Raw genomic sequence first — 25964 nt, 5'->3', positions numbered from 1 at the left:
TCTGTGCGCATAACAAAAAGGCCCGCAATGCGGGCCTTTTGCATCCTGCGTCAGACATCAGATGCCTGACCGGATTCATACATCCAGATAATCAAGAATACCCTTGGCCGCTTCGCGCCCTTCCCAGATGGCGGTCACCACCAGGTCGGAGCCGCGCACCATGTCGCCGCCGGCAAAGATCTTCTCATTGCTGGTCTGGAACGGGAATTCCTGCTCTTCCGCCGCCTGCACACGACCGGAATCGTCCGTAGCCACATTTTTGGGCTCGAACCAGTCCGCCGGACTGGGACGGAAACCGAAGGCCACGATCACCGCATCCGCCGGCAGAATTTCCTCACTGCCCGGGATCGGTTCGGGACGACGACGACCGTTGTTGTCCGGCTCGCCCAGCTTGGTTTCCACGACTTTCACGCCGGTGACCTTGCCGTCTTCTCCCACCACTTCGATGGGCTGACGGTTGAACAGGAACTGCACGCCTTCTTCCTTGGCGTTGGCCACTTCCTTACGGGAACCGGGCATATTCTCTTCGTCGCGGCGATAGGCGCAGACCACGCTGTCCGCCTGCTGGCGAATGGAGGTGCGGTTGCAGTCCATGGCGGTATCACCACCCCCCAGCACCACAACACGCTTGCCTTTCATGTCGATGAAGTCGGCCGGATCTTTCTCGAAGCCCAGGTTGCGGTTGGCATTGGCCACCAGGAACGGCAACGCCTCATGCACACCCTCCAGGTCTTCACCGGGGAAACCGCCCTTCATGTAGGTATAGGTACCCATACCCATGAAGACCGCATCGTAGTCAGCCAGCAGTTCATCAATGGTGATGTCCTTGCCCACTTCCACGCCCAGGCGGAATTCCACGCCCATGCCTTCAAACACCTCACGGCGCTTGGCCATGACCGGTTTTTCCAGCTTGAACTCGGGAATGCCGAAGGTCAGCAGACCGCCGATTTCCTCATAACGATCGAAGACCACCGGCTTGACGCCGCTGCGTACCAGCACGTCAGCACAGCCAATACCCGCGGGGCCGGCACCGATCACGGCGACTTTCTTGTCGGTCCACACCACCTTGGACATGTCCGGACGCCAGCCCATGGCCAGGGCGGTGTCGGTGATGTACTTCTCGGTGGCACCGATGGTGACCGCACCGAAACCGTCATTCAGGGTACAGGCCCCTTCACAGAGACGGTCCTGCGGGCAGACACGACCACAGACTTCCGGCAGGGAGTTGGTCTGGTGACTCAGCTCCACCGCTTCCATCAGGTTGCCTTCACTGATCAGCTTCAACCAGTTGGGAATGTAGTTGTGGACCGGGCACTTCCACTCACAGTACGGGTTGCCACAGTGCAGGCAACGATGTGCCTGGTGCTCCACTTCCCGGGTTTCGAACGGGTAGTAGATTTCCTCGTACTTGTGCTTGCGGTCTTCAATGTCCTTTTTCTTCGGATCGTGCCGGGGCACGTCGAGAAACTGGAAGTTGTTGCTCAAACGTTCAGCCATGGTCTCCCCCGTTATGCCGGATTGGCACGCGTGCTCTTGAGCAGGTTTTCCAGGCTTGCGGCCTTGGGCTTAACCAGCCAGAACTTGCGGCTCATGGCATCAAAGTTATCCAGAATGTACTGGCCCCATTCGCTGCCGGTCTCTTGCACGTAATCGGAGATCACGCCCCGCAGGTGACTGCGGTGAGATTCGGTGGCTTCGGAGCTGATGCGATGCAGTTCGATCAGTTCCGGGTTGATGCGGTCGAAGAAGTCGTTGTCCTCGTCCAGTACAAAGGCGAAACCACCGGTCATGCCGGCACCGAAGTTATGTCCGGTGCGACCCAGCACGGTGATGGAACCGCCGGTCATGTACTCACAGCAGTGATCGCCGGCGCCTTCCACTACGGCGTGGGCGCCGGAGTTACGCACCCCGAAACGCTCACCGGCCGTCCCGGCCGCCAGCAACTTGCCGCCAGTCGCCCCGTACAGACAGGTGTTACCGATGATGGCAGTTTCCTGGCTCTTGAACGGGCTGCCATTGGGCGGACGAATCACCAGCTTGCCGCCAGCCATGCCCTTGCCCACGTAATCGTTGGCATCACCTTCGATGTACATATGCAGGCCGCCGGCGTTGAACACACCGAAACTCTGACCCGCGGTACCGGTGAAACGCACCTTGATCGGCGTCGTTTCCATATCCAGGTTACCGTGACGCTTGGCAATCTCGCCGGACACCCGGGCCCCCACGGAGCGATCACAGTTGGTGATCTCGTAGTGGAAGGAACCGCCGGATTTGCTGTCGATGGCGGTCAACATGTCTTCCACCATCTTCTGGTTCAGCAACGCCTTGTCGAACGGCTCGTTACGGCTGACCTGACAGTGGGTGGGCTTGTCCGCCGGCACCAGGTCGTTGCGCAGGATCGGGGTCAGATCCAGCTTGCCCTGACGCACGGTCTCGCCTTCCAGCACTTTCAGCAGGTCGGTACGACCGATCAGCTCGGGAATGCTTTTCACGCCCAGCAACGCCAGCAGCTCACGGACTTCCTTGGCCACAAAGGTGAAGTAGTTGATCAGCAGCTCAGGAGCACCAATGAAGTGCTCCTTGCGCAGATCGTCACGCTGGGTCGCTACGCCGGTGGCGCAGTTGTTCAGGTGACAGATACGCAGGTACTTACAACCCAGCACCACCATCGGCACGGTGCCGAAACCGAAGGACTCTGCACCCAGGATGGCCGCCTTGATCACGTCCAGACCGGTCTTCAGACCACCATCGGTCTGCAACCGGATCTTGTCGCGCAGGTCGTTGCCACGCAGGGCCTGATGGGCTTCCGCCAGACCCAGCTCCCAGGGAGAACCCGCATAGCGGATGGAAGTCAGCGGGCTGGCCGCGGTACCGCCATCGTAGCCGGAAATGGTGATCAGGTCCGCGTAGGCCTTGGCCACACCAGAGGCCACGGTCCCCACGCCAGGCTCGGACACCAGCTTCACGGACACCTGGGCATCCGGGTTGACCTGCTTGAGGTCGAAGATCAGCTGGGCCAGATCCTCAATGGAATAGATATCGTGGTGCGGCGGCGGCGAGATCAGGGTCACGCCGGGCACGGAGTGACGCAGACGCGCGATCAGCGCATTCACCTTGCCGCCGGGCAGCTGGCCGCCCTCGCCGGGCTTGGCGCCCTGGGCCACCTTGATCTGCAGCACTTCGGCATTGACCAGGTAATGCGGGGTCACGCCGAAACGACCAGAGGCGATCTGCTTGATCTTGGATACACGCTCGGTGCCGTAACGGGCCGGGTCTTCGCCGCCCTCACCGGAGTTTGAACGACCGCCCAGACGATTCATGGCGGTGGCGATGGCCTCGTGGGCCTCCGGGCTCAGGGCGCCGAGGGACATACCCGCGGAATCGAAGCGCAGCAGGATGTTCTCCAGCGGCTCCACCTCTTCCACATCAATGGCGTCCACATCATCGCGCAAGGCAAAGAGATCCCGAAGGGTCGCCACCGGGCGCTTGTTCACCAGCTCGGCGTACTCCTTGTAGGCATCGTAGTCACCGTCCTGGGTGGCCCGGTGCAGAGCGTAGATCACGTCCGGATTGAAGGCGTGATATTCCTTGCCATGGATGTACTTGAGAATACCACCGGCATCAATGGGCTTGCGCTGTTTCCAGGCATCCTTGGCCAGGCTCTGCTGATCCGCCTCGAAATCCTCGAAGCTGGCACCCTGGATACGGCTGGGCACACCCCGGAAGCACAGATCCACCACATCACTGGCGATACCCACGGCTTCAAACAGCTGGGCACCCCGGTAGGAAGTGATGGTGGAAATCCCCATCTTGGAGAGGATCTTCATCAGGCCCTTGTTGATGCCTTTGCGGAAATTCTTCTGCAGTTCCACCGCATCACCGAGCAGCTCGCCGGAACGCACCATGTCGGAGATCACGTCGTAGGCCAGATACGGGTAGACGGCGGTGGCGCCGAAACCAAACAGCACAGCGAAGTGATGGGAATCACGGGCGGTGGCGGTTTCCACGATGATATTGGCGTCGGAGCGCAGCCCTTTTTCGGTCAGGGAATGGTGCACCGCGCCGGTAGCCATCAAGGCGTGGATGGTCAGCTTGTCCTGGACAATACCGTGATCGGTAAGCACCAGGATCACCTTGCCATCGCGGACCGCCTGGGCAGCCTGTTCGCAAAGGTTTTCCACCGCCTTGCGCAGACCAATCTGCGGATCGTAATGCAGGCTCAGCTTGGCCACATCGTATCCGGGACGATCGATCTTCATCAGGTTGGTGAACTTGGAATGGGACAGCACCGGCGTGGACAAAATCGCCCGGTCGGCATGGTCCGCCGTTTCCTCGAACACGTTCCGTTCGGCACCCACACAGGTTTCCAGGCTCATCACGATCGCTTCGCGCAGCGGATCGATGGGCGGGTTGGTCACCTGGGCAAACTGCTGCCGGAAGTAGTCATACAGGGAACGCTCACGGCGTGACAGCACCGCCATGGGCGTGTCATCGCCCATGGAGCCGGTGGCTTCCTGGCCGGATTCGGCCAGAGGGCGCAGCACCTGATCGCGCTCTTCGAAGCTGATCTGGAAGAATTTCTGATAGCTCAGCAGGTCCTGCAGATCCACCTCGTCGGTACGCTCCACTTCGTGGTCGTAGTCCGCTTCGATGCGCAGGGCATTGCCTTTCAGCCAGTCCCGGTAGGGGTGACGCACCTTGAGACGGTTGTCGATGTCCTTGGTGTGCAGTACCTCGCCGGTTTCGGTATCCACGGCCAGGATCTGGCCCGGTCCGACCCGACCCTTGGCCACCACGTCTTCCGGCTTGTAGCCGTACACGCCGATTTCCGAAGCCAGGGTAATAAAACCGTTCTTGGTCACTACCCAGCGAGCCGGGCGCAGACCATTACGATCAAGCATACAGACCGCATAACGGCCATCGGTCATCACCAGGCCGGCAGGACCGTCCCAGGGCTCCATATGCATGGAGTTGTATTCGTAGAAGGCACGCAGATCCGAATCCATGGTTTCCACGTTCTGCCAGGCCGGCGGGATCATCATGCGCACGGCGCGGAACAGATCCATACCCCCAGCCAGCAACACTTCCAGCATGTTGTCCATGCTGGAGGAGTCGGAACCGGTACGGTTGACCAGCGGGCTGAGCTCTTCCAGGCCGGGCAGCAGTTCGTTTTCGAACTTGTTTTCCCGGGCCAGCGCCCAGTTACGGTTACCCTGCACGGTGTTGATCTCACCGTTGTGGGCAAGGTAACGGAACGGCTGGGCCAGCGGCCACTGCGGCAGGGTGTTGGTGGAAAAGCGCTGATGGAACACCACAATGGCGGTTTCCATGGCGCTGTCACCCAGATCCGGGAAGAACGCCGGCAGATCCACCGGCATCATCAGACCCTTATAGGAGATCACCGAGGCCGACAGGGAGCAGACGTAGAAGTAACCATCGTTCTCGATGGCCTTTTCCGCGTGGCGGCGGGCAAAGAACAGGCGGCGGTTGAGCTCCTGCTCGGTGTTGCCGTCGGCCGCCACCAGCACCTGCCAGAAGCCGGGCAGGGAAGCACGGGCCAGGTCACCGAGACAGGCGTCGTCGGTGGGCACTTCCCGCCAGCCCAGCACCTGCACATCCTGGGCTTCCAGCGCGGCATTGATAGCCGCTTTCTGGGCGTCAGCCTGGGCCGCGTCCGGGTGGGTGAATACCATCCCCACGCCGTAGTTTTCCGGCAAGGTAATGGACTGGGCCTCCGCAACCTTGCGGAAGAAAGAATCGGGTTTCTTGAGCAACAGACCGCAGCCATCACCGGTTTTTCCGTCGGCATTAATGCCGCCCCGGTGAGTCATACATGTCAGTGCTTCGATGGCCGTTTGCAAAAGCTCGTGGCTGGCGTTGCCCTCCATATGGGCAATCAGACCAAAACCACAGTTGTCCCGGAATTCTCCGGGCTCAGTGAGCCCCCGCACCAGCGTTGAGTTCTGCTGCATCAAAACCTTTCCTCTTGAAATTCAGAGACTTACAGAAGGCGAATGGCGTCAGGATAGTGGTGACGGCAAAAAAGGGATATGCATTCTACACATTGCGCCCTTGAGCGACAAATTGAACAGTCACCCAAGGGCCATTTTTGTTTTCAGAGCTCGCTGCGAATGTCGGCCATCTTGCGGGGAAAAGGCCCCGCTGAGCGCAACTTTGCAGGCAACGTCGACTTTGCATCCAGGGCAGCCTGACGGCTGGAATAGTCCCCTGAGAGCACCAGATAGACGGATTTCCCGTTCCGCTCGGCCCGATAATAGGCCCCTTTGCGCTCCAGCTGATCCAGCACCCCACGGGCGCTGGCCTCCTGACTGGTGACCGTAATCTGCAGAAACCAGCGGCTGTCGTCCAAGGTCGCCAGCCAGTCTTCCCGCTGATAGCCCAGTTCCGCATCCAGCCCACTGAGGGCCGGCTCACTGGCAGGCACCGTATCCGGCTGATCAGGCTCTTGCGCAGACACTGGCTGCGTTTCTGGCCCCTCCGCAGGCTCAGATTCCTGAGCTGCCGGCTCCTGTGTCACTGCCACCTCAGGCTCCTCACGAGCAGGGGCGGATTGCATGACCGGGTCCGTCACCGGCGTCAGGGACACATTGGCCGCTTCCTCATTGGCTTCCGGCTCGGACTCTGGTGACTGACGTTCCGGCAGGTCCTCCAATCTCGCCACCGGCTCCATGGAAGAGGCCAACGGACGTGTGGGCGCATCGTCTGCGCCACTGGCATCAGCATCTGCCGTGGCGGGCTGCTCGGGCACCGGTAAGGCAAGCTCACGAGATTGCCCTTGGCCCTCGCCGTCATCACTGCCACCTGAGAAAACCGACCAGACGATCGCCACCACAACGAGCAGGCCAACAGCCGCTGCCACATGACGCCATGGCGGCGTCACCGCGGCGCGACGATCCTGCCCCTCTTCCGGACTGTCCCGGTCATCAAACTCCGTATCGTCTTCATCCTCGACGTCCACTGCCGATGAGGAAAAGGACAGCTCTTCCTGGGAATCGTCATCCGCCGGGCGGGACGCGAAGGCAGCAGCAGGCTCGACACCGGCTTCTTCTTCACGAGAGGCAGACATCATCATTGGCGCCCCCGCATCCTGGCTGCGCAGCAGCTCCAGAAGGCGGGCGATATTGCCATCACTGTCATGGCGCAAGCGGTCAGCCTCGTCCGCCTCCAACTCGATTCCGAGCACGAACCAGGCAAAATCCTGAATGTCATCAGCAACCAGGGAGGGCAGATCGAGCACATCATCCAGCGCCAGATCCGCGCCCTTGAGTTTTTCCACCGTGCCCGGCAGTCCCCCGAACACATAACCCAGGCGGGCGCCCAGCTTCTGCTTCAGGGCAGCCATGGTAGCGACCGCGTCGTCCTGCAGATCCTCACTGTTGTCGACCACCACCAGGATCCGGCCGTCGGCCAGAGTCTCGCGAAGCTTGTCAGGAAGTGCCGCCCTGTCGATATCGAAATGCCGCAGCAAAGACTCAATGACCACGTTGGCATTGTGCTCCGCCGCGCCGTCGATCCGCACAATTTCCATATCGCCAAGCAACGCCATCACTGTATGGCCAAGCAACGTAGAGACACCGCTACCGCTATCGCCTTCCAGTGCCACCACGGAACCCAGTCCGGCATGGGCAGTCAGCGCATCCAGATAATCGCCACGGGATGCACCACTGAAAAAACGGTCGTCATCATGTTCCACAAAAAGCCTCCAGTGTCTGGCGTAATGCCCCAGCATCATAGTCTGCCGTGACCACAGCCTCACCCAGCTGTCGCAGCAACACAAGACGAAGCTGGCCGTTTTGTACTTTCTTGTCCAGCGACATCAGATCCATGAACTGATCCGGCGTCATCCCGGCAGGCGTTGCCACCGGCAACTGCCATTGTGCCAGCACATCGGCCAGCCCGGCCTCCAAACCCGCGTCTACCCAGCCCAGCCTGACCGACATATTCACTGCCATGAGCATGCCGACCGCGACTGCCTCTCCGTGCAACCACTGACTGTAACCCGTGGCCGTCTCAATGGCATGGCCAAAGGTATGACCCAGATTGAGCAAGGCACGGTTACCCTGCTCGGTTTCATCATCAGCCACCACCTGAGCCTTGTTATCGCAACTGCGATAGATCGCTTCAGACAATGCCTCTGTGTCTCTGGACAACAGCTTTTCGTTGTTGGTTTCCAGCCAATGGTAAAAATCCGGGTCGCGAATCAGGCCATACTTGATCACTTCCGCATAGCCAGCGGCCAGCTCACGCTGCGGCAGGGAGGCCAGAACATCCGTGTCGATCAACACCAGGCGCGGCTGGTGAAACGCACCAATCATGTTCTTTCCACGGGGATGATTGACGGCGGTCTTGCCACCAACAGACGAATCCACCTGGGCAAGCAACGTCGTCGGCACCTGAATAAAGTCCACCCCACGCTGATAACAGGCGGCAGCGAACCCCACCATATCGCCAATCACGCCGCCGCCGAGAGCAACAAGCGTGGTCGTGCGCGAGTGGCGCTTGGCCATCAACGCATCGAAAATGCTTTCCAGCGTTTCCAGCGTCTTGAACGCCTCACCATCCGGCAGGACCAGGGTATCGCACTGACATCCCGAAAAATGCCGGGTCAGTCGCTCCAGATACAGAGGGGCAATGGTCTCGTTGGTAACGACCATCACCTGATTGCCGCGCACCTGCTCGGCAAGAGGGAAGGTGTCGAGCAAGCCGGCACCGATATGAATCGGGTAACTACGCTCGGCCAGGGCCACCTGAAGTGTTCGCATTGGATCTCCGACAGACATTGGGATGGTAGGCGATGGCAAGAGAGAAGCATCGGCGACGGCCAGACAAAGCGATGCGCCACATCGCCGACGGCCACTCAGTCAGCACCGTTCATTCGATGCAACAATCGCCAGCCAAGGCCATATTATCCTTGTCGGTGAGACGCCAAACAAGCCAGCACGTCATCCGCCACCTTTTTCAGGTTACCAGAGGCCGTAGATACCAGGTGATGAGACACCTGTCGATAAAGAGGATCCCGCTCGGCGAACAGCGCTTCAAGTCTGGCGCGCGGGTCTGCGGTTTGCAGGAGGGGGCGATTCTTGTCGTTTCGGGTGCGGGCAAGCTGAACGTCAACAGGGGTCCACAGATAGACCACACAGCCGCGCTCATGGAGCATACCCCTGTTCGCTGGCGTCACCACAACGCCACCCCCAGTCGCCAACACAATACCATCCTGGCGAGTCAGCTCATCAATAGCCTCTTGCTCGCGACGGCGAAAACCGGCCTCGCCTTCCATATCGAAGATCCACGGGATATCCGCCCCCGTCTTCTCCTCAATAACCCGATCAGAATCGAAGAAAGGATAGTCCAGTATCTGGGAAAGGTGGCGCCCCAGGGTGCTTTTCCCAGCACCCATGGGGCCAACCAGTATTAGAGAGGGATTCGTCGTCTTGGTCACCGATTTGCCAAAGCATCCTTCATCAGGCGGGGAGTGATGAAGATCAGGAGTTCCTGCTTGTTATCACGCTTGATGGTTTTCTTGAACAAGTTGCCAATCCACGGCAAGTCACCCAGGAAGGGAGTCTTGGTCACGGAATTGATCTTTTCTTGCTGGAAAATACCACCAAGCACGACAGTCTCTCCATCATTCACCAGAACAGAGGTTTCAACACGGTTGGTGTTGATGGCAGCTGAACCTTCCGCGTTGAAAGAATCGTTGTTCACCTTCAGCTCCATGATGATATTACCATCCGGAGTGATGTGTGGCGTCACCTCCAACTTGAGCTCCGCCTCCACAAAATCAATGGCAGTTGCACCAGAAGCAGTGGCAACCTCAAATGGTACCTGTTGCCCGGAGGCAATAATTGCAGGCTGCTGATCGGCGGTAAGGACCTTGGGAGTCGCCACCAACTCTCCATGCCCTTCAGCCTCCAGGGCGGACAATTCCAGCTCAATCAGGCCGGATGTCAAGGATGTGAAACCAATGGCAAAACGAGAAGCATCCGTTGAGTCCACTCCCAAGTCCACGATCAAGTCATCGCCATTCTCAATATCTTCAAATTCAAAATCATCTGGCCCAAAATCCACATCATCCGGGTCAATAGCCGGCGTTCCCTGAGCAACCGTAGAATCCAAATTGGTTGCATGCAGGTTTCTTAGAGACTGAAGCCGGCCGGAAAAGCCAAAGGTCTTTTTATCCTGTAACATTGATTCGGTATTGAAACCCAATCCGCCCCACCGCACACCGAACTCGTCAGCAATGTTATTGCTTGCGACGACAACACGAGCCTCAATCAGCACCTGCCGAACAGGCACATCCAGGGTATCGATCAGGTCCCTGACTTCCTGCAACTTTGCCTGAGTATCCTGAATAATCAGCGTATTCGTCCTTTGGTCCACAACTACCGAACCCCGTGCCGATAACAGCGCCTCACCTTTGCCACCAGCATTACTGATCAAGGCTTTCATATCGCTGGCATTCGCGTAATTGATATTAATAAACTGAGTACGAAGGGGCGCCAGGGCCTCAATTTTCTTTTGGCTTTCCAGTTCCAGTTGTTCCCGCGCAGCGATTTCATCGGCAGGCGCCACCAGCAAGACATTGCCCACCTGACGCTTATCCAGACCTTTGGTCTTCAGAATCAGCTCCAGAGCCTGATCCCAAGGAACGTTCTGCAGCCGAAGGGTAATTCGGCCATCAACCGTATCTGACGCAACGAGATTCAACCCTGTGAAGTCAGCAATCAGCTGTAAAACCGACCGCACCTCGATATCCTGAAAATTCAGAGACAGCTTCTCACCGGTGTACTCAAAAGCATCCTTGTTTTTGCGTTCAGCCTCTGCACGGGTAATGGGCTTAACATTGATGCTGAACTGATTGTCCGCCTGATACGCCAGATACTCCCAGGTACCGGTTGGCTCAATGGTAACAACGACGCTGTCATCGCTACTCTTCGTGTCCACAACTCGGACTGGTGTGGCAAAATCAGTGACATCCAGTTTTCTGACCAATTCATTGGCAACACCAGCGCCAACGAATTTGGCAACAATTCTTCCACCCTCTTCTTTCACATCGACAGGTATGGAGGCTTTGGAAAGCCCAACAATGACCCGACCTTCGCCGCTGTCGCCGCGTCTGAAGTCAACACTCTCTACAGAAGCATCATCGTCAGCCGCTACGTCACTGGTCTGGCCGGAAGCCGGCTCCCGTTGCTCATCGCCCAACAATACAACAAGGTCATTCCCTTCAACCCGGGTTGAGTACCCTGTCAACGAGTCCAGATTAAAAATAAGCCGAGTTCTGTCCTTTGCCTCAACGATGGTGACACTGCGGGCATTGCCCGTTCCAAGGTTCTTTTGTTTTTCCGCAATTTCACTATCAGCCCCAACAAGGTCCAACGCGATTCTGGCGGGTTTTTCGATGCTGTAACCTTTTGCCTCGGGCACACCACCATCAAACTTCAGGCGGACTTCCATGCCATCGCCGGACAGAGAATTCGCTTCAATGGACGTGAGAGTGTCCGCGGCTGCGAAAGAGCTGCAGACTGACAAAACCCCCATAGCGAGAAAGCCCGCCAAGCGCCGGGAGAAGCTCATTTTTGTTGTCAATTTTTTGATATTCATAACTGGATCCCCAGCAACTGTTATTCTGAAATGGCGACGTTACTAGAACGCTCGACCCAGCCATCACGACCATCTGGCACGATTTCTATAAGGCTAACCCTGCTTTCGGAAACATCCTTCACCAAGCCAAAGTTTTTCCCCATGTAGCTCCCTGGCTTGACTCGGGTAACCGCACCGGATGGATCAGCTATCAGCGCCTGAAGTGATTCTCCCGGCTTGGTAATCGTACCTACCATTTTCAATGCATCCAGAGCGAATCGCTCCAGGTACTCTTTTGGCCTACCCATGTCAGGCTCCACTTTCCGCCCATCAGGTACAGCCATGATTTCTTGGTCGGAAGGTGCAGAAAAGGGCGAACGAAGCTGATGCGCACCATATGCATAGGTTGCAATTGGCTTGAACTCCGGCGGCGGCTCAATTCGTCCTCTTGGCCTCGCCTTTATTTCCTGCAACCGGGCCTCAAGCTCGCCCAGGTTCGCCCCTGTTCCACACCCCGTCAAACCCAGAAGGAAAAGTATCGCAACAGGAACCGCTGCATATTTTTTTGCCAACATCTCCTGCCCCCTATTTATTCTGACCACGAGCCGGTCCTGTACTTTGAGAACCGCCGTCCTGACTTGAATAACGATACGTCTTGGCGGTGATATTCATATTCAGCAGGCCCAGAGCCTTGGCTTCTTTATCGGTAGGCCACTCAATCACAAAATCGTGGAGCGTCACAATTCGCGGCAATGCTGCCACACCAGAAACGAAGGAGCCGAAACCATGATAATCGCCCAAGGCACTGATCTCGATGGGAAGCTCGGCATAAAACTCTTTTTCGGCCTCTTCCTTGAGTTCGATTTTCTCAAACTCCATCCCACTTCCCAATCCGGTATGGGTAATATCCTCGAGCAAACCCGGGACTTCAGTATCCTTTGGCAGCTGCTTCAGAAGCGCCCCGAAAGTTTGCTCCATTTCGACAAGCTGCGCCCGGAACTGATCAAGGTTGTGCGCCTCAAAAGCTTTATTCTCATAACTCTTGAGTAGCGATGCCTCTTCTCTTTGCTGTTGCTCCAGAGCAGCATTTAAATCCTTGATAACCAGGAAATAGCCCATCAAGAGCACGGCAATCAAAACGAGAACTGCGGCACCCGCTTTTATTGGCGCAGGCCATCCCCCCACATTTTCAAAGTCGAGACTATTGAGCTCTTCGATCAGCTCTCGCATATCCATGTTTTTCAGCTCAGAGGCTTTCATTGTTTTTCTTCCTCATTATTGCTGGTCGGGGAGGCTTGCTTAACCGTCAATGTAAAGCTGTTTGCCTGCGAGCCATCTTCCAGAGCCGTTACATTTTGCAGATTCGCTTCTTTGAACCATTCAGATTGATCCAGATTACGCATCAGCCTTGAGATACGGTTATTGGACTCGGCGATCCCGTTGATCGTGTAAAGATCGCCTATACGACTCAATTTTGAATAAAACACGCCGTCCGGCAAGGTCCTGACCAACTGATCAAACACATAGACGATTGTTGGGCGGTTGCCCTGGAGGCTCTGTATCACCTCCATTCTCGCAACCAGCTCATCTCTTCTGGTCTTTAGCTCTTTGATCTCTTTAATTTTCCCATCAAGCTCCGCTGCCTTGGTCTGGATATGACTATTCCTGGCGCGCTGGTCAGCAATTTTTTGATCCACCACGCTTTTCCAACCAAAAAACAGCACCGCACCCAAAACGGCGGCCATCACCAAAAGAACGATAAATTCCTGTTGCTGGCGCTTGCGGCGCTCTTCCCGCCACGGCAGCAGGTTAATTGTTGTTGTCATTGGTCAAAGCTCCTCAATGCCAAACCGCATGCGATCATCAATGCCGGCGCGTCATTGGCAATAGCAGAAGCCCCCACCTTGTTTGCCAGCGCCATATCATTGAACGGGTTGGCCACGGAACAGCTGGCGCCCACTCGCTCTTGAATCAAGTCTGCCAGGTCCTGGATTGACGCTGAGCCCCCGGCCAGCAGGATATAGTCCACCTCATTGAACTGGGTGGAGCCATAGAAAAATTGCAGGGACCGATTGACCTGCTGAACCACAGCATCCTTGAAGGGCTGCAGCACTTCCGCTTCATAATCATCCGGCAGCTCGCCGGTTTTTTTGGCAAGCCCGGCCTCTTCCATGGAAATACCGTAGCGGCGCTGAATTTCTTCGGTCAGCTGCTTGCCTCCGAACAGTTGCTCGCGGGTGTAGACGCTGCGGCCCTGATGGAAAACGTTCAAGGTCGTCATGGTGGCACCGATATCGAAGACAGCGACGGTCTCCAGTTCCTCGGCGTTGGGCAGTCCCGGCAACACCAGCTGGAAAGCCCGCTCCATCGCGTAGGCTTCCACATCGACGGCCTTGGCCTGCAAACCGCCAATTTCCAGAGCATCGGTCCGCATTTCCACGTTTTCTGTCCGGGAGGCGGCAACGAGAACTTCCACACGCTCATCATTACCTTCAACAGGCCCCATGACCTGGAAGTCCATGCGGACCTCGTCCAGCGGGAAGGGAATATACTGGTCGGCTTCCACCTTCAGCTGGCTCTCCATCTCGTCTTCGCTGAGAGAGGCATCCATTTCAATCAGTTTGGTGATCACGGCAGAGCCGGACACTGCCACCGCCGCGGTTTTCGCCCCGGGACGGGCGCGGCTGACCAGACGGGCAATCGCATCCCCGACGCCCTCCACGTCACTGATGTTTTTTTCGACAACCGCATTGGCAGGCAAGGGCTCAACCCCATAGCTCTCTACCTTGTAGCGGTTCCCCGATTTGGACAGCTCTAGCAGCTTCACCGCCGTGGAGCTGATGTCGATCCCCAGGAGTGTCTGGGCCTTTTTTCTGAGGAAAGGCAGCACTGTTGTCGTCCCGTCTGGTTATTATTAAAGTGTTTTTTTCTTGATAAAGATACACTTACAGGTTTTTTATGTCGAATCACTTTAGGTCTAGTAATAGCAGAACAGATATTAGATCACAACAACCTTTCCACCATATAATGACCCACTTCACGGGCCCACTAGGCCTTTCTACCGATCCCAGCCAGTAGTTGCCGAAAACATGCGCTTACCCACCTGGACCCGATACCTGCTCCTTCTCCTGATTGCCGGCGCCGGTGGCGGGTTATCCATTCTGGCCGCCAGCTATCTGTATCTGGCTCCACAGCTCCCCCCAGCCAGCCAGATCCGCGAAGTGGAATACCAGATTCCACTGCGCATTTACAGCAATGATATAAAACTTATTGCTGAATACGGGGAAAAGCGCCGACAACCGGTATCCTTTGACGAATTGCCGGAAACTCTGGTCCAGGCGGTGCTGGCCGCAGAGGATGAACGCTTTTTCAGGCACAACGGGGTCGACCTGAAAGGCCTGGTGCGGGCCGCGGTGGAATTGGCACGCTACCGGGAAATCCGCTCCGGCGGCTCCACCATCACCATGCAGGTGGCGCGTAACTTCTTCCTCAGCCGTGACCAGCGCTTCCTGCGCAAATTCAACGAAATCGTGCTGGCCATCCAGATTGAGCGGGTACTCAGCAAGGAAGAGATCCTCGAGCTTTACCTGAACAAGATCTATCTTGGCCACCGGGCCTATGGGGCAGAAGCCGCCGCCCAGGTGTACTACGGCAAATCCGTCGGCGAACTCAATATCGCCCAACAGGCCATGATTGCCGGCCTGCCAAAGGCTCCTTCCGCTTACAACCCGATCACCAACCCGGAGCGGGCCAGAATAAGACGTAACTGGATTCTGTTCCGTATGGAAGAAACCGGGGCGTTGACTCGCGAAGAACGCGAAATTGCCCAGTCCGAGCCCGTCAGTGCCCGCTTCCATGCCGCCCAGCCTGAAGTGGATGCTGCCTATGTGGGCGAAATGGTACGCCTGCAGGCCGCCAGGCTGGTGGAGCAGGACATTTTCACCGACGGCATTCGCATCATTACCACCATCGACAGCAAACGGCAGACCGCGGCTGTCCAGGCGCTGCGAGCCGGCCTTCACAGCTATGACGAGCGCCATGGTTATCGCGGGCCGCTGGCACAACGGGACGTGAGCGCAGCGCCGACGCTGCCAGCCATCAGCGCTTCCGACAATGAGCAGCCCCCTGCGGAGGAGAGCGAACTGCCCGCACAGGCAGAAAAAGCGGAAATAGAGAAAACCATTACCGGACTCGACCCCAGCGTGGCCCACTGGGTTGCCATGATCCGCGACCAGCAACGTATCGGCCCGCTGCAACCGGTCATCGTTACCCGAGTGGGAGAAGAGGATGCCGACATCCTTTTCCGTGACGGCAAACGCGCCCGGCTTGCCTGGGAGGACATCCGCTGGGCTCGCCCGCAGCTCAACAACAAGTATGTGGGAGAAGAACCCAAGACCGCCGGCGATGTACTATCCCGTGGCGATATTATTCGCGTTCGCCCCGTGGGCCCGGAGGAAAGCCGCCGCTGGCGCCTGGCCCAGCTCCCCGCTGCACAGTCGGCACTGGTCTCGCTGGACCCGTCCAATGGCGCTGTGGTCGCCATGCAGGGCGGCTACAGCTTTGCTGCCTCCAACTTCAACCGGGCGGTACAGAGCGAGCGGCAGGCCGGCTCCGTGTTCAAACCCTTTATCTATACCTCGGCCATGGAAAACGGCTTCACCCCCGCCTCCATCATCAACGATGCGCCGGTGGTGTTCGATGACGACAAACTGGAAACCGCCTGGCGTCCCACCGGAGCCAGCGGCAAGTTCTACGGCCCCACCCGCATGCGCGAAGCCCTGTATCGCTCGCTGAACCTGGTCTCCATTCGCATTCTGCGCCAGATCGGCATCAGCCAGGCCATGAACACCCTGAAACGCTTCGGCCTTCCTGCTGACGGCTTCCAGCGCGACCTGTCCCTGGCACTGGGCAGTGCCAGCGTCACCCCGATGGATATCGCCACCGCCTACAGCGTTTTTGCCAACGGTGGTTACCGGGTCACCCCCTGGGCCATTCAACGTATCGAGAACGCCGATGGCGACATCCTCTGGCAGGCACCGGAAGTGATACTCTGCGAACCTCCCTGCCTGCCCCCCCTGGCGCTGACAGACGACAATATCGAACCGGCCTCCCCGGAGGACTCCAGCCCGGACAGCGAGGACAGCGCCGACGAGCCAGTGGTGACAATACAGCCTGACCCGGTAATGGCCCCCCGGGTACTGGATCCGCGTATTGCCTGGTTGATGGACTCCATGCTGCAGGACGTCATCCGCGCAGGGACTGGCAGCAAGGCAAGGGCTCTGGGCCGCGATGACCTGGCTGGCAAGACCGGCACCACCAACGACCAGGTGGACGCCTGGTTCTCCGGTTATTCTCCGGATCTGGTCGCCACCGTCTGGGTCGGTTTCGACAACCCGGCCAATCTGGGCTGGGGCGAATATGGCGGCAAGGCGGCCCTGCCAATCTGGATCGACTACATGGGCCCGGCCCTGGAAGGCGTTCCTGAACGGCAGCTGGAGCAGCCCTCCGGCATCGCCACCGTGCGCATCGACCCGGACAGTGGTCTGCTGGCGCGCCCGGACAACCCCAATGCCATCCGCGAATACTTTATTGAGGATCAGGTGCCCGAGCTGGAGCCCCAGCGCGGCCCGGGTGGTGGCACCAGTGCCCCCGAGCAAATTTTCTGAACGGCCCGCGATAGCGCCGGGCATTGCCTGGCGCCTGACCAGCCATAAAAAAACCGCCTTCCGGCGGTTTTTTTTTATGGCTGACTGCTTTTCCTACAACTCGGGAAAAATCTCATCCAGCGAGTTCAATGGATAGTGGGACGGATATCCCTTGCGAGCCACACCACAATCCACTGCCGCACGGGCGACTGCGGAGGATACCCGCCCCAGAAGACGCGGGTCATTGGGCTTGGGAATAATGTAATCGGCACCGAAGGTCAGCGGCTCCCCACCATAGGCATCCAGCACTTCCTGAGGCGGCGCCTCTCGCACCAGCTCGGCAATGGCATGGACTGCGGCGATCTTCATTTCCTCGGTGATCGAGGTGGAACGCACATCCAGCGCCCCCCGGAACATGTACGGGAAACACAGCACATTGTTCACCTGGTTGGGGAAATCAGAACGCCCGGTAGCCACAATCGCATCCGGGCGAGCCGCCTTGGCCACCTCCGGACGGATCTCCGGATCCGGGTTGGCCAGCGCAAAGATGATCGGCTTGGGCGCCATCTTCTTGACCATTTCCGGTGTCAGCATGTCCGGTCCGGACACACCGATAAACACATCCGCATCTTCCACCGCATCGTTGAGAGTGCGCTTGTCAGTGTCGTTGGCCAGTGCCGCCTTGTACTGGTTGAGATCATCGCGACGACTGTGAATCACGCCCTTGCGATCCAGCACCAGGATATTCTCCTTGCGCGCGCCCATCTCGATCAGCAGCCGCACCGATGCCACGCCTGCGGCACCGGCTCCCACACAGACCACCTTGATGTCTTCGATACGCTTTTTCTGAATTTCCAGCGCATTGATCAGACCCGCACCCACCACAATGGCGGTACCGTGCTGATCATCGTGGAACACCGGCACATCGCACTGTTCTTTGAGGATGCGTTCGATCTCGAAACACTCCGGCGCCCGGATATCTTCCAGGTTAATGCCGCCAAAGGTGCGATGGATGCGCACCACCGTGTCGATAAAGGCCTGGGAGTCTTCCGCGTCCACTTCGATATCAAACACATCGATACCGGCAAACAGCTTGAACAGAATCCCCTTGCCTTCCATCACCGGCTTGGACGCCAGGGCACCCAGGTTGCCAAGACCGAGAATGGCCGTGCCATCACTGATCACAGCTACCAGATTGCCCTTGGCAGTAAAACGGTAGGCCAGCTCCGGCTCGCGGGCGATCTCACGCACCGGCTCCGCCACGCCCGGACTGTAGGCCAGGCTCAGGTCACGGCTGGTTGCCGCCGGCTTGGTCACCTCAACGCTGATTTTCCCTGGCCGCGGTTTGGCGTGGTATTCCAGGGCCGCCGTTCTCAAATCCTCAGACATGCTGGTCTCCGCTGGTCCCTAAGTCGGGCTAAACTGTCAGGCTAAACACTGTGTACGCAAGGTCTTAAAGCAAAAAGCACCCCGCAGGGTGCTTTTCAAAGGCTACATAAACTGCGGTGAAGACGCCGTTCAGTCCTTCTTGCTGCGCATCATGCCGAAACGCTGCTTGAACTTGTCGATCTGACCACCGCTGTCGGCCTGCTTCTGCTTGCCAGTATAGAAAGGATGGCAAGAAGAACAAACGTCCAAAGCCATGTCACCACCACGGGTGGAACGGCTTTCGATAACATTACCGCAGCTACAGGTATAGGTTGCTGCCTGGTATTCGGGATGAATCTCTGGTTTCATTGCTGAGCTCCAATCTGTGTCGCTACCTGCCTCTACGACAGGCACCACACGGCTTGCGTCTGGGAAAAAGAAGGCGAATCATAACAGCTTGGCCCCAATCCGCAAGCGCTGAGCGCCTCTCAGACGCTTCAGGCTTCAGGAAATCCCGTGTCAGCCAAGAAAACCCTGCAAATTGCCCTGCCGGTGCCGTTACCGGGTTGCTTCGACTATCTGTACCCGGGAACCACTCCGCCAGCGCGTGGCTCACGGGTGCAGGTCCCTTTCGGTCGACGCACCCTGGTGGGCCTGGTTCACGGCCACGGTCTCAGCGATCACCCGAAACTGAAAGCCATCCAGCGGGTACTGGACGACACCCCGGTCCTGCCGGAGGAACTCTACCAGCTATGCGAACGGGCGGCCCGCTACTACCACCACCCACTGGGCGAAGTGCTCAGCTATGCCCTGCCGGCCCTGCTGCGCCAGGGCAACGATGCCGAGGCCAGCCAGGAAAAACGCTGGCGAATTACCGAACGCGGGCAGCATGTCAGTGACGACCAGCTCAGCCGCGCCCCGCGACAGCGCCAGGCCCTGCACACCCTGCGCGACCACCCCAAAGGCCTGAGCAGCGCCATGCTGGCGGCCCTGGATGTACCCGCCGCCGCCCTGGCCAGTCTGCGTGACAAAGGCTGGGCGGAACAGGTATCGCAGGAGGACAGTGCTCCCCCCAGGGACATTCTGGCCCAGGCGCCACTGGCCGCCAACGCGGAGCAACGCAAGGCGATCCGCGCTTTAGAGGAGGCCCGGGGCTTCTCCCCCTTCCTCCTTGACGGCGTTACCGGCAGCGGCAAGACCGAAGTCTACCTGCAGGCCATGACTGCGCATCTGGCCGCCGGCAAACAGGTACTGGTGCTGATTCCGGAAATCGGCCTGACGCCCCAGACCGTACAGCGTTTCCGCCAGCGCTTCGCCGTGCCGGTGGCGACCCTGCACTCCGGGCTCACCGACCGGGAACGTCTGGACAACTGGCTGGCCGCCCGTGACGGCAAGGCACGCATCATCATCGGCACCCGCTCCGCCATCTTTACGCCGCTGGCCGCCCCGGGGCTGATCATCGTCGACGAAGCCCACGACGCGTCCCTGAAACAGCAGGACGGCTTTCGCTTTCACGCCCGCGACCTGGCCACCTGGCGGGCCCAGCAACTGGATATTCCCGTGGTGCTGGGCAGTGCCACCCCGGCCCTGGAAACCCTGCAACTGGCCCGAGATGAACGCTTCCAGTGGCTGAAACTTTCCCATCGCGCCACGGACCAGGGGCGCCCGCCCATCGAAATCCTCGACGGCACCCTGGCCGCCCCCGGCCAGCCACTGCTGCCCCAGTCCCTGCAAGCGATCAAGCACTGTGTGGAGCAGGGCAACCAGGCGCTGGTCTTTATCAACCGGCGCGGTTACGCCCCCATGATTCTCTGTCAGGATTGCGGCTGGCAGGCGGATTGCCGCCGCTGCGACAGCACACTGACCTGGCATCGCAGCGAGGGCAGCCTGCGTTGCCATCACTGTGGCTACCAGCAACGAGTCCCCCCGCGCTGTCCGGAATGCGGCTCCAGCGCCATCCACGAAGCCGGTTGCGGCACAGAAAAAATCACTGAACTACTGGAGCAGTCACAACAGGCCCCGGTGATTCGCATCGACCGGGACGCCACCCGTCGCAAGGGCAGCCTGGACGCCCACCTTGCCACCATCCAGCAGGGCAAACCGGCGGTTATGGTGGGGACCCAGATGCTGGCCAAGGGTCACCACTTTCCGAATCTCACCCTGGTGGTCATTCTTGAAATGGATGCAGGGTTCCTCAGCGCTGACTTCCGCGGTCCGGAACAGGCCGCGCAATTGATGCTGCAGGTGGCCGGACGAAGCGGCCGGGAAGGCAAAGGCCGGGTTTTATTGCAAACCCGCCACCCGGATCATCCGCTCCTGCAACTGGCCGCCAGCGGCGACTATGCGGCCCTGGCCAGTGCCCTGCTGGAAGAGCGGAAGATGGCCGGCCTGCCCCCCTTTGGCCACCTGGCCCTGTTCCGTTGCGAAGCCATGAGCATGGGCAAGGCCATGGAATTTCTGCAACAGCTGGCCGGCATACCGCTACCCCCGGACGTCCATCTGCTGGGGCCGGTACCGGCGCCCATGGAAAGGCGCGCCGGGCGCTATCGCACCCAGATGTTGCTGCAGTGTGCTCAGCGCGCACCCCTGCATCAGGCCATCAGTGTGCTGCTGGAACAGGCGCGCACCCTGCCCGCCGGCCGCCAGTGTCGCTGGCATCTGGATGTGGATCCGATCGATATGCTGTAAGACACCGCCGGACCTGACGTCCGGCGCATGCGCCAGCGGGCCTTTTCCCGTACAATCGCCGCCCACCAGAACGGCCCCGATGCCCTCCACCAAAGAATGTCATGAAAGAACGCCTGATAACCCTGATCGACAACGCCCTGGACACCCTGATAGCCGAAGGGACTCTGCCCGCCGAGGCCAAACGCCCGGCGCAGATCGACCGTACCAAGGACAAGAGCCACGGCGACTTCGCCACCAATATCGCCCTGATGCTGGCCAAACCCGCCGGCATGAAGCCTCGCGATCTGGCGGAAAAACTGATCGCGGCCCTGCCTGCCGACAACGCCGTGGCCAAGGTGGAAATCGCCGGACCCGGCTTCATCAACTTCTTCCAGGCCGATGACTGGCTTACCGGCCTGCTGGATCAGGCCCTGGCCGACGAGCATCTGGGCGTGGCCCGTCCGGCGCAGGCACAGACCGTGGTGGTGGACTATTCCTCCCCCAACCTGGCCAAGGAAATGCACGTGGGGCACCTGCGCTCCTCCATCATCGGCGATGCCGTGGTGCGCACCCTGGAATTCCTTGGCCACAAGGTGGTTCGCCAGAACCATGTGGGCGACTGGGGCACCCAGTTCGGCATGCTGCTGGCCTACCTGGAAGAACAGAAAAGCGAAGAAAGCGACACCGAGCTGTCCCGTGAGCTGGGCGACCTGGAAGGCTTCTACCGCGCCGCCAAGCAACGTTTTGACGAATCCGACGCCTTTGCCACCCGAGCTCGCAGCCTGGTGGTAAAACTGCAGGCTGGCGACGAAGACTGCCTGGCCCTGTGGCGGGAATTCAACAGCGTGTCCCTGAGCCACTGCCAGGCCGTCTATGACCGCCTGGGCGTCAGCCTCACCCCGGCGGACGTGCGCGGCGAGAGCGCCTACAACGATGACCTGGCCCAGGTGGTCAGTGACCTGGACGCCAAAGGCCTGCTCAGCGAAGACCAGGGCGCCCAGTGCGTGTTCATGGACGAATTCAAGAACAAGGAAGGCGCCCCGCTCCCGGTGATCGTGAAAAAAGCCGACGGCGGTTATCTCTACGCCACCACCGACCTGGCTGCCCTGCGCTACCGGGCCGGCACCCTGCATGCCGACCGCATGCTCTACTTCGTGGACCAGCGTCAGGCCCTGCATTTCCAGCAGATGTTCAGCCTGGCCAAACGGGCCGGCTTTGTCCCGGAAAACACCGAGCTGGAACACATGGGCTTCGGCACCATGAACGGCCCGGACGGTCGCCCGTTCAAGACCCGCGACGGCGGCACCGTCAAACTGATCGACCTGCTTGATGAAGCCGAACAGCGGGCCTACACCCTGGTCCGCGACAAGAACCCGGAACTGGACGACTCGGCCCTGCGCACCATTGCCCATGCCGTTGGCATTGGCGCGGTGAAATACGCAGATCTGTCCAAGAACCGCAGCAGCGACTACATTTTCAATTTCGAACAGATGCTCAGCTTCGAAGGCAACACCGCCCCCTACCTGCTTTACGCCTACACCCGGGTGGCCAGCGTATTCCGCAAGGCGGGCCTGGACATGGCCGACGTCAACGGCGACTTCCTGCTTCAGGAAGAGGCGGAACAGGCCCTGGCCGCCCGTCTGGTGCAATTCGGGGAAGTGCTGGAAAGCGTGGCCGAAAAGGGTCTGCCCCACCTGCTGTGCACCTATCTGTATGACGTGGCCGGCCTGTTTTCCACATTTTACGAGCATTGCCCGATCCTCTCCGGCGACAATGAGGCCCTGAAGCAGAGCCGCCTGAAACTGGCCGCCCTCACAGCCCGCACCCTGAAACAGGGCATGGAACTGCTGGGCCTGAGCCCTCTCGAACGGATGTAGCCGAGAACCACAGGACACCCCATGGCAAAGAACACCAACAAACGAGGGGCCAGCCGCGGCCCGGTACGCAAGAAGACCCAACGCCAGGTCCCGGGCTGGGTGTGGCTGTTCACGGGGCTGATGGTCGGTCTGTTCGTGGCCTTCCTGTTTCACCTGGGCAAGACCCAGATGGAGCAAGGCGGCAACGGCAAGGTGGCACAGAAACCGGCACAACCTGCCAAACCGACCAAACCCGCCCCGAAAAAGGACAGCAGCGACGAGTCCCCGCAGTTCGACTTCTATGCGGTACTGCCGAAAATGGAAGTGATCGTGCCGCAGAATGAAGGCGACTCCGGCACTCGCAAGAGCCGTGATACCGCCCAGGACAAACCCGCCAGCGAGCGCAAGTCAGACGCTGGCACCCGCTCCAGCAACGAACGCTATTTGCTGCAGGCGGGCAGCTTCCGCCGCAACGAAGATGCCGACCGTCGCCGGGCGGAGTTGATCCTCAAGGGGTTCGACGCCGCCATCCAGTCCGTGGATCTGGAAAGCGGCGACAGCTGGCACCGGGTCATGATCGGCCCCTACGACAACCTCAACGCCATGCATCGGGCCCAGGACCAACTGGCCGGTAACGGCATCGAGACCCTGCCGATCAAAATGAAAAAATAGGCACAGGCACACAGCGGAGATGGGCGCACGCCCATTTCCGCCCTTAAGATCCCGCCTTCACCCTGCGACTGTGCGCGGCCACCCTGCGCTCGGCTCCACCTGCAGCCAGCCGCGAAGCGATTAACGGTTAATTGCCTTCAATTCCCCTTGAATCCCCCACCACCAGCCCCACATCTGCAGAATCACTGTGAAAGGAGCTGAATGTGACCACGATCGTATCCGTACGCCGCGGCAATAGCGTTGTGATTGGCGGTGACGGCCAGGTGTCACTGGGCAACACCGTCATGAAAGGCAATGCCCGCAAGGTGCGCCGGCTCTACCACGGCAAGGTCATTGCCGGGTTTGCCGGCGGTACCGCCGACGCCTTTACCCTGTTTGAGCGATTTGAAGCGCAGCTGGAAAAACACCAGGGCCATCTGGTTCGTGCCGCTGTGGAGCTGGCCAAGGACTGGCGCACCGACCGCGCCCTGCGTCGCCTGGAGGCCCTGCTGGCCGTGGCCGACAAGGAAGCCTCCCTGATCATCACCGGCAATGGCGATGTCATCGAGCCGGAAAATGACCTGATCGCCATCGGCTCCGGCGGCCCCTTTGCCCAGGCAGCCGCCACCGCCCTGCTGCATAACACCGAGTTGGCCGCCGGGGATATTGTCGAAAAGAGCCTGACCATCGCCGGCGATATCTGCGTCTACACCAATCAACAGCAAACCATTGAAGAATTGAGCTGGTAATCCGATGCCAAACCTGACCCCGCGCGAAATTGTTCATGAACTGAACAAGCACATTGTCGGCCAGGAGCCGGCGAAAAAATCCGTTGCCCTGGCCCTGCGCAATCGCTGGCGGCGCATGCAGTTGCCGGCAGAAATGCGTGCCGAAGTGGCGCCCAAGAACATCCTCATGATCGGCCCCACCGGCGTGGGTAAGACCGAAATTGCCCGCCGCCTGGCCAAGCTGGCCGACGCTCCCTTCATCAAGATCGAAGCCACCAAGTTCACCGAAGTGGGCTATGTGGGCCGCGATGTGGAGTCCATCATCCGCGACCTGGTGGAAATGGCCATCAAGATGCTGCGCGAGAAAGCCATCGCCCGCGTGGGCAGCCAGGCGGATGATGCCGCCGAAGAACGCATCCTCGACGCCCTGCTGCCCGCGGCCCGCGGCGAAGAAGAGAGCAAGACGGACAACAGCACCCGCCAGATCTTCCGCAAGAAGCTGCGCGAGGGCGAGCTGGACGACAAGGAAATCGAGATCGAGGTGTCCAGCAATCCGGCCGGGGTGGAAATCATGGCCCCTCCCGGCATGGAAGAAATGACCAGCCAGCTGCAACAGATGTTCTCGAAAATGGGCGGGGGCGGCCGCAAGCGCAGCCAGAAGCTCCGTGTCCGCGAAGCCTACCGGCTGATCCGGGACGAGGAAGCCGCGCGCTTCGTCAATGAGGACGAACTCAAGGTGCAGGCCATCGATGCGGTGGAAAACAACGGCATCGTCTTCCTGGATGAAATCGACAAGGTGGCCAAGCGTGGTGAAAGCGGCGGCACTGATGTGTCCCGTGAAGGGGTACAGCGAGACCTGCTGCCGCTGATCGAAGGCTGCACCGTGTCCACCAAGTACGGCATGGTCAAGACTGACCACATCCTCTTCATCGCCTCCGGTGCCTTCCATCTGGCCAAGCCCAGCGATCTGATCCCGGAGCTGCAGGGCCGTCTGCCCATCCGCGTGGAACTGAGCGCCCTGACCCCGGATGACTTCCAGCGCATTCTCACCGAACCCCGATGCTCCCTCACTGAGCAGTACAAGGCCCTGCTGGATACCGAAGGACTCAACCTGGAGATCACCGACGACTGCATCCGGCGGATTGCCGAAGTGGCCTGGCAGGTCAACGAACGCACCGAAAACATCGGCGCCCGCCGCCTGCACACGGTACTGGAAAAACTGCTGGAAGAGATCAGCTACGATGCCGACTCCCTGGCCACCCAGTACCACGACAAGCCCCTGGTACTGGATGCGGAAGCGGTGGATCGCTATCTGGGTGAACTGGCCGATGACGAGGACCTGAGCCGCTATATCCTCTGATTGCCCGAGGCCTGACCACAGACGTCTGACGCTGAATTGATTGGCGTCAGTCGTCTGACTTCCGACGGCCGACCGCTTTCCTGCT

At 59.3% G+C, this 25964-nt stretch carries 18 protein-coding genes; 6 read left to right on the top strand and 12 right to left on the bottom strand.

The annotated features are described in order from the left end of the window. Positions 1–75: 75 nt before the first annotated feature. The 10 genes from A0251_RS04845 to A0251_RS04800 all read right to left on the bottom strand — a co-directional run bounded on the left by A0251_RS04845 (position 76) and on the right by A0251_RS04800 (position 14494). Positions 76–1497, bottom strand: coding sequence for an FAD-dependent oxidoreductase (locus A0251_RS04845; protein WP_062815712.1), 1422 nt, complete (start codon positions 1495–1497; stop codon positions 76–78). An 11-nt stretch (positions 1498–1508) separates the two neighbouring features. Beyond that, a complete protein-coding gene (gltB, locus tag A0251_RS04840; protein WP_062815711.1) occupies positions 1509–5972 on the bottom strand; it encodes a glutamate synthase large subunit in 4464 nt (1487 codons plus the stop codon). Between the two features lie 143 nt (positions 5973–6115). Further along, entirely contained in the window at positions 6116–7714 is a 1599-nt protein-coding gene (locus tag A0251_RS04835; protein ID WP_231874161.1) for an SPOR domain-containing protein, read from the bottom strand. Beyond that, positions 7704–8783, bottom strand: coding sequence for a 3-dehydroquinate synthase (gene aroB / locus A0251_RS04830; RefSeq protein WP_062815709.1), 1080 nt, complete (start codon positions 8781–8783; stop codon positions 7704–7706). The genes A0251_RS04835 and aroB overlap by 11 nt, the downstream gene beginning before the upstream one ends. Positions 8784–8926: 143 nt before the next feature. Continuing rightward, positions 8927–9460, bottom strand: a complete 534-nt coding sequence (gene aroK / locus A0251_RS04825) for a shikimate kinase AroK (RefSeq protein ID WP_082810760.1) — start codon at positions 9458–9460, stop codon at positions 8927–8929. Next, positions 9457–11625, bottom strand: coding sequence for a type IV pilus secretin PilQ (gene pilQ / locus A0251_RS04820; RefSeq protein ID WP_062815708.1), 2169 nt, complete (start codon positions 11623–11625; stop codon positions 9457–9459). The genes aroK and pilQ overlap by 4 nt, the downstream gene beginning before the upstream one ends. A gap of 20 nt (positions 11626–11645) precedes the next feature. Next, on the bottom strand, positions 11646–12179 hold the full coding sequence (locus A0251_RS04815) for a pilus assembly protein PilP (protein WP_062815707.1): 534 nt from the start codon (positions 12177–12179) through the stop codon (positions 11646–11648). Positions 12180–12189: 10 nt separating this feature from the next. Beyond that, on the bottom strand, positions 12190–12864 hold the full coding sequence (locus tag A0251_RS04810; protein WP_156478244.1) for a type 4a pilus biogenesis protein PilO: 675 nt from the start codon (positions 12862–12864) through the stop codon (positions 12190–12192). Beyond that, entirely contained in the window at positions 12861–13430 is a 570-nt protein-coding gene (locus tag A0251_RS04805) for a PilN domain-containing protein (protein ID WP_062815706.1), read from the bottom strand. Before A0251_RS04805 ends, A0251_RS04810 begins: the two co-directional genes overlap by 4 nt. After that, positions 13427–14494, bottom strand: a complete 1068-nt coding sequence (locus A0251_RS04800; RefSeq protein WP_062815705.1) for a pilus assembly protein PilM — start codon at positions 14492–14494, stop codon at positions 13427–13429. The genes A0251_RS04805 and A0251_RS04800 overlap by 4 nt, the downstream gene beginning before the upstream one ends. A gap of 199 nt (positions 14495–14693) precedes the next feature. Here A0251_RS04800 and A0251_RS04795 point away from each other — a divergent pair, with 199 nt between their 5' ends. Then, the gene (locus A0251_RS04795; protein WP_062815704.1) at positions 14694–17270 is read left to right on the top strand and encodes a penicillin-binding protein 1A; all 2577 of its coding nucleotides are present in this window, start codon (positions 14694–14696) and stop codon (positions 17268–17270) included. A 93-nt stretch (positions 17271–17363) separates the two neighbouring features. Here the strand turns inward: A0251_RS04795 and A0251_RS04790 are convergent, their stop codons facing one another. Together A0251_RS04790 and rpmE are read right to left on the bottom strand one after the other, a co-directional pair. After that, positions 17364–18638: a malic enzyme-like NAD(P)-binding protein gene (locus A0251_RS04790; RefSeq protein WP_062815703.1), complete on the bottom strand. Its 1275-nt coding sequence runs from the start codon at positions 18636–18638 to the stop codon at positions 17364–17366. A gap of 129 nt (positions 18639–18767) precedes the next feature. Further along, positions 18768–18986 (bottom strand): 50S ribosomal protein L31, encoded by a 219-nt coding sequence (gene rpmE / locus A0251_RS04785; protein WP_062815702.1) that lies wholly within the window; start codon positions 18984–18986, stop codon positions 18768–18770. A gap of 147 nt (positions 18987–19133) precedes the next feature. Here rpmE and A0251_RS04780 point away from each other — a divergent pair, with 147 nt between their 5' ends. The 5 genes from A0251_RS04780 to hslU all read left to right on the top strand — a co-directional run bounded on the left by A0251_RS04780 (position 19134) and on the right by hslU (position 25879). After that, positions 19134–21305, top strand: a complete 2172-nt coding sequence (locus A0251_RS04780; RefSeq protein ID WP_062815701.1) for a primosomal protein N' — start codon at positions 19134–19136, stop codon at positions 21303–21305. A gap of 101 nt (positions 21306–21406) precedes the next feature. After that, on the top strand, positions 21407–23161 hold the full coding sequence (gene argS, locus A0251_RS04775) for an arginine--tRNA ligase (RefSeq protein WP_062815700.1): 1755 nt from the start codon (positions 21407–21409) through the stop codon (positions 23159–23161). 21 nt (positions 23162–23182) lie between these two features. Next, positions 23183–23812 (top strand): SPOR domain-containing protein, encoded by a 630-nt coding sequence (locus A0251_RS04770; protein ID WP_062815699.1) that lies wholly within the window; start codon positions 23183–23185, stop codon positions 23810–23812. Between the two features lie 203 nt (positions 23813–24015). After that, positions 24016–24540 (top strand): ATP-dependent protease subunit HslV, encoded by a 525-nt coding sequence (gene hslV / locus A0251_RS04765; protein ID WP_035245145.1) that lies wholly within the window; start codon positions 24016–24018, stop codon positions 24538–24540. Between the two features lie 4 nt (positions 24541–24544). Next, positions 24545–25879, top strand: a complete 1335-nt coding sequence (gene hslU, locus A0251_RS04760) for an ATP-dependent protease ATPase subunit HslU (RefSeq protein ID WP_062815698.1) — start codon at positions 24545–24547, stop codon at positions 25877–25879. Positions 25880–25964 lie beyond the last annotated feature (85 nt).

It is taken from the genome of Alcanivorax sp. NBRC 102024 (assembly GCF_001602235.1).
Lineage (GTDB): Bacteria > Pseudomonadota > Gammaproteobacteria > Pseudomonadales > Alcanivoracaceae > Alcanivorax.
Note: the sequence above shows the minus strand (reverse complement) of the source record. Positions and strands in the feature narration are given on the sequence as shown.

Coding starts and splice junctions, on each gene's coding strand:
- A0251_RS04845 (WP_062815712.1), bottom strand. CDS start 1,497: ATGGCTGAACGTTTGAGCAACAACTTCCAGTTTCTCGACGTGCCCCGG.
- gltB (WP_062815711.1), bottom strand. CDS start 5,972: ATGCAGCAGAACTCAACGCTGGTGCGGGGGCTCACTGAGCCCGGAGAA.
- aroB (WP_062815709.1), bottom strand. CDS start 8,783: ATGCGAACACTTCAGGTGGCCCTGGCCGAGCGTAGTTACCCGATTCAT.
- pilQ (WP_062815708.1), bottom strand. CDS start 11,625: ATGAATATCAAAAAATTGACAACAAAAATGAGCTTCTCCCGGCGCTTG.
- A0251_RS04815 (WP_062815707.1), bottom strand. CDS start 12,179: ATGTTGGCAAAAAAATATGCAGCGGTTCCTGTTGCGATACTTTTCCTT.
- A0251_RS04810 (WP_156478244.1), bottom strand. CDS start 12,864: ATGAAAGCCTCTGAGCTGAAAAACATGGATATGCGAGAGCTGATCGAA.
- A0251_RS04805 (WP_062815706.1), bottom strand. CDS start 13,430: ATGACAACAACAATTAACCTGCTGCCGTGGCGGGAAGAGCGCCGCAAG.
- A0251_RS04795 (WP_062815704.1), top strand. CDS start 14,694: ATGCGCTTACCCACCTGGACCCGATACCTGCTCCTTCTCCTGATTGCC.
- A0251_RS04790 (WP_062815703.1), bottom strand. CDS start 18,638: ATGTCTGAGGATTTGAGAACGGCGGCCCTGGAATACCACGCCAAACCG.
- rpmE (WP_062815702.1), bottom strand. CDS start 18,986: ATGAAACCAGAGATTCATCCCGAATACCAGGCAGCAACCTATACCTGT.
- argS (WP_062815700.1), top strand. CDS start 21,407: ATGAAAGAACGCCTGATAACCCTGATCGACAACGCCCTGGACACCCTG.
- A0251_RS04770 (WP_062815699.1), top strand. CDS start 23,183: ATGGCAAAGAACACCAACAAACGAGGGGCCAGCCGCGGCCCGGTACGC.
- hslU (WP_062815698.1), top strand. CDS start 24,545: ATGCCAAACCTGACCCCGCGCGAAATTGTTCATGAACTGAACAAGCAC.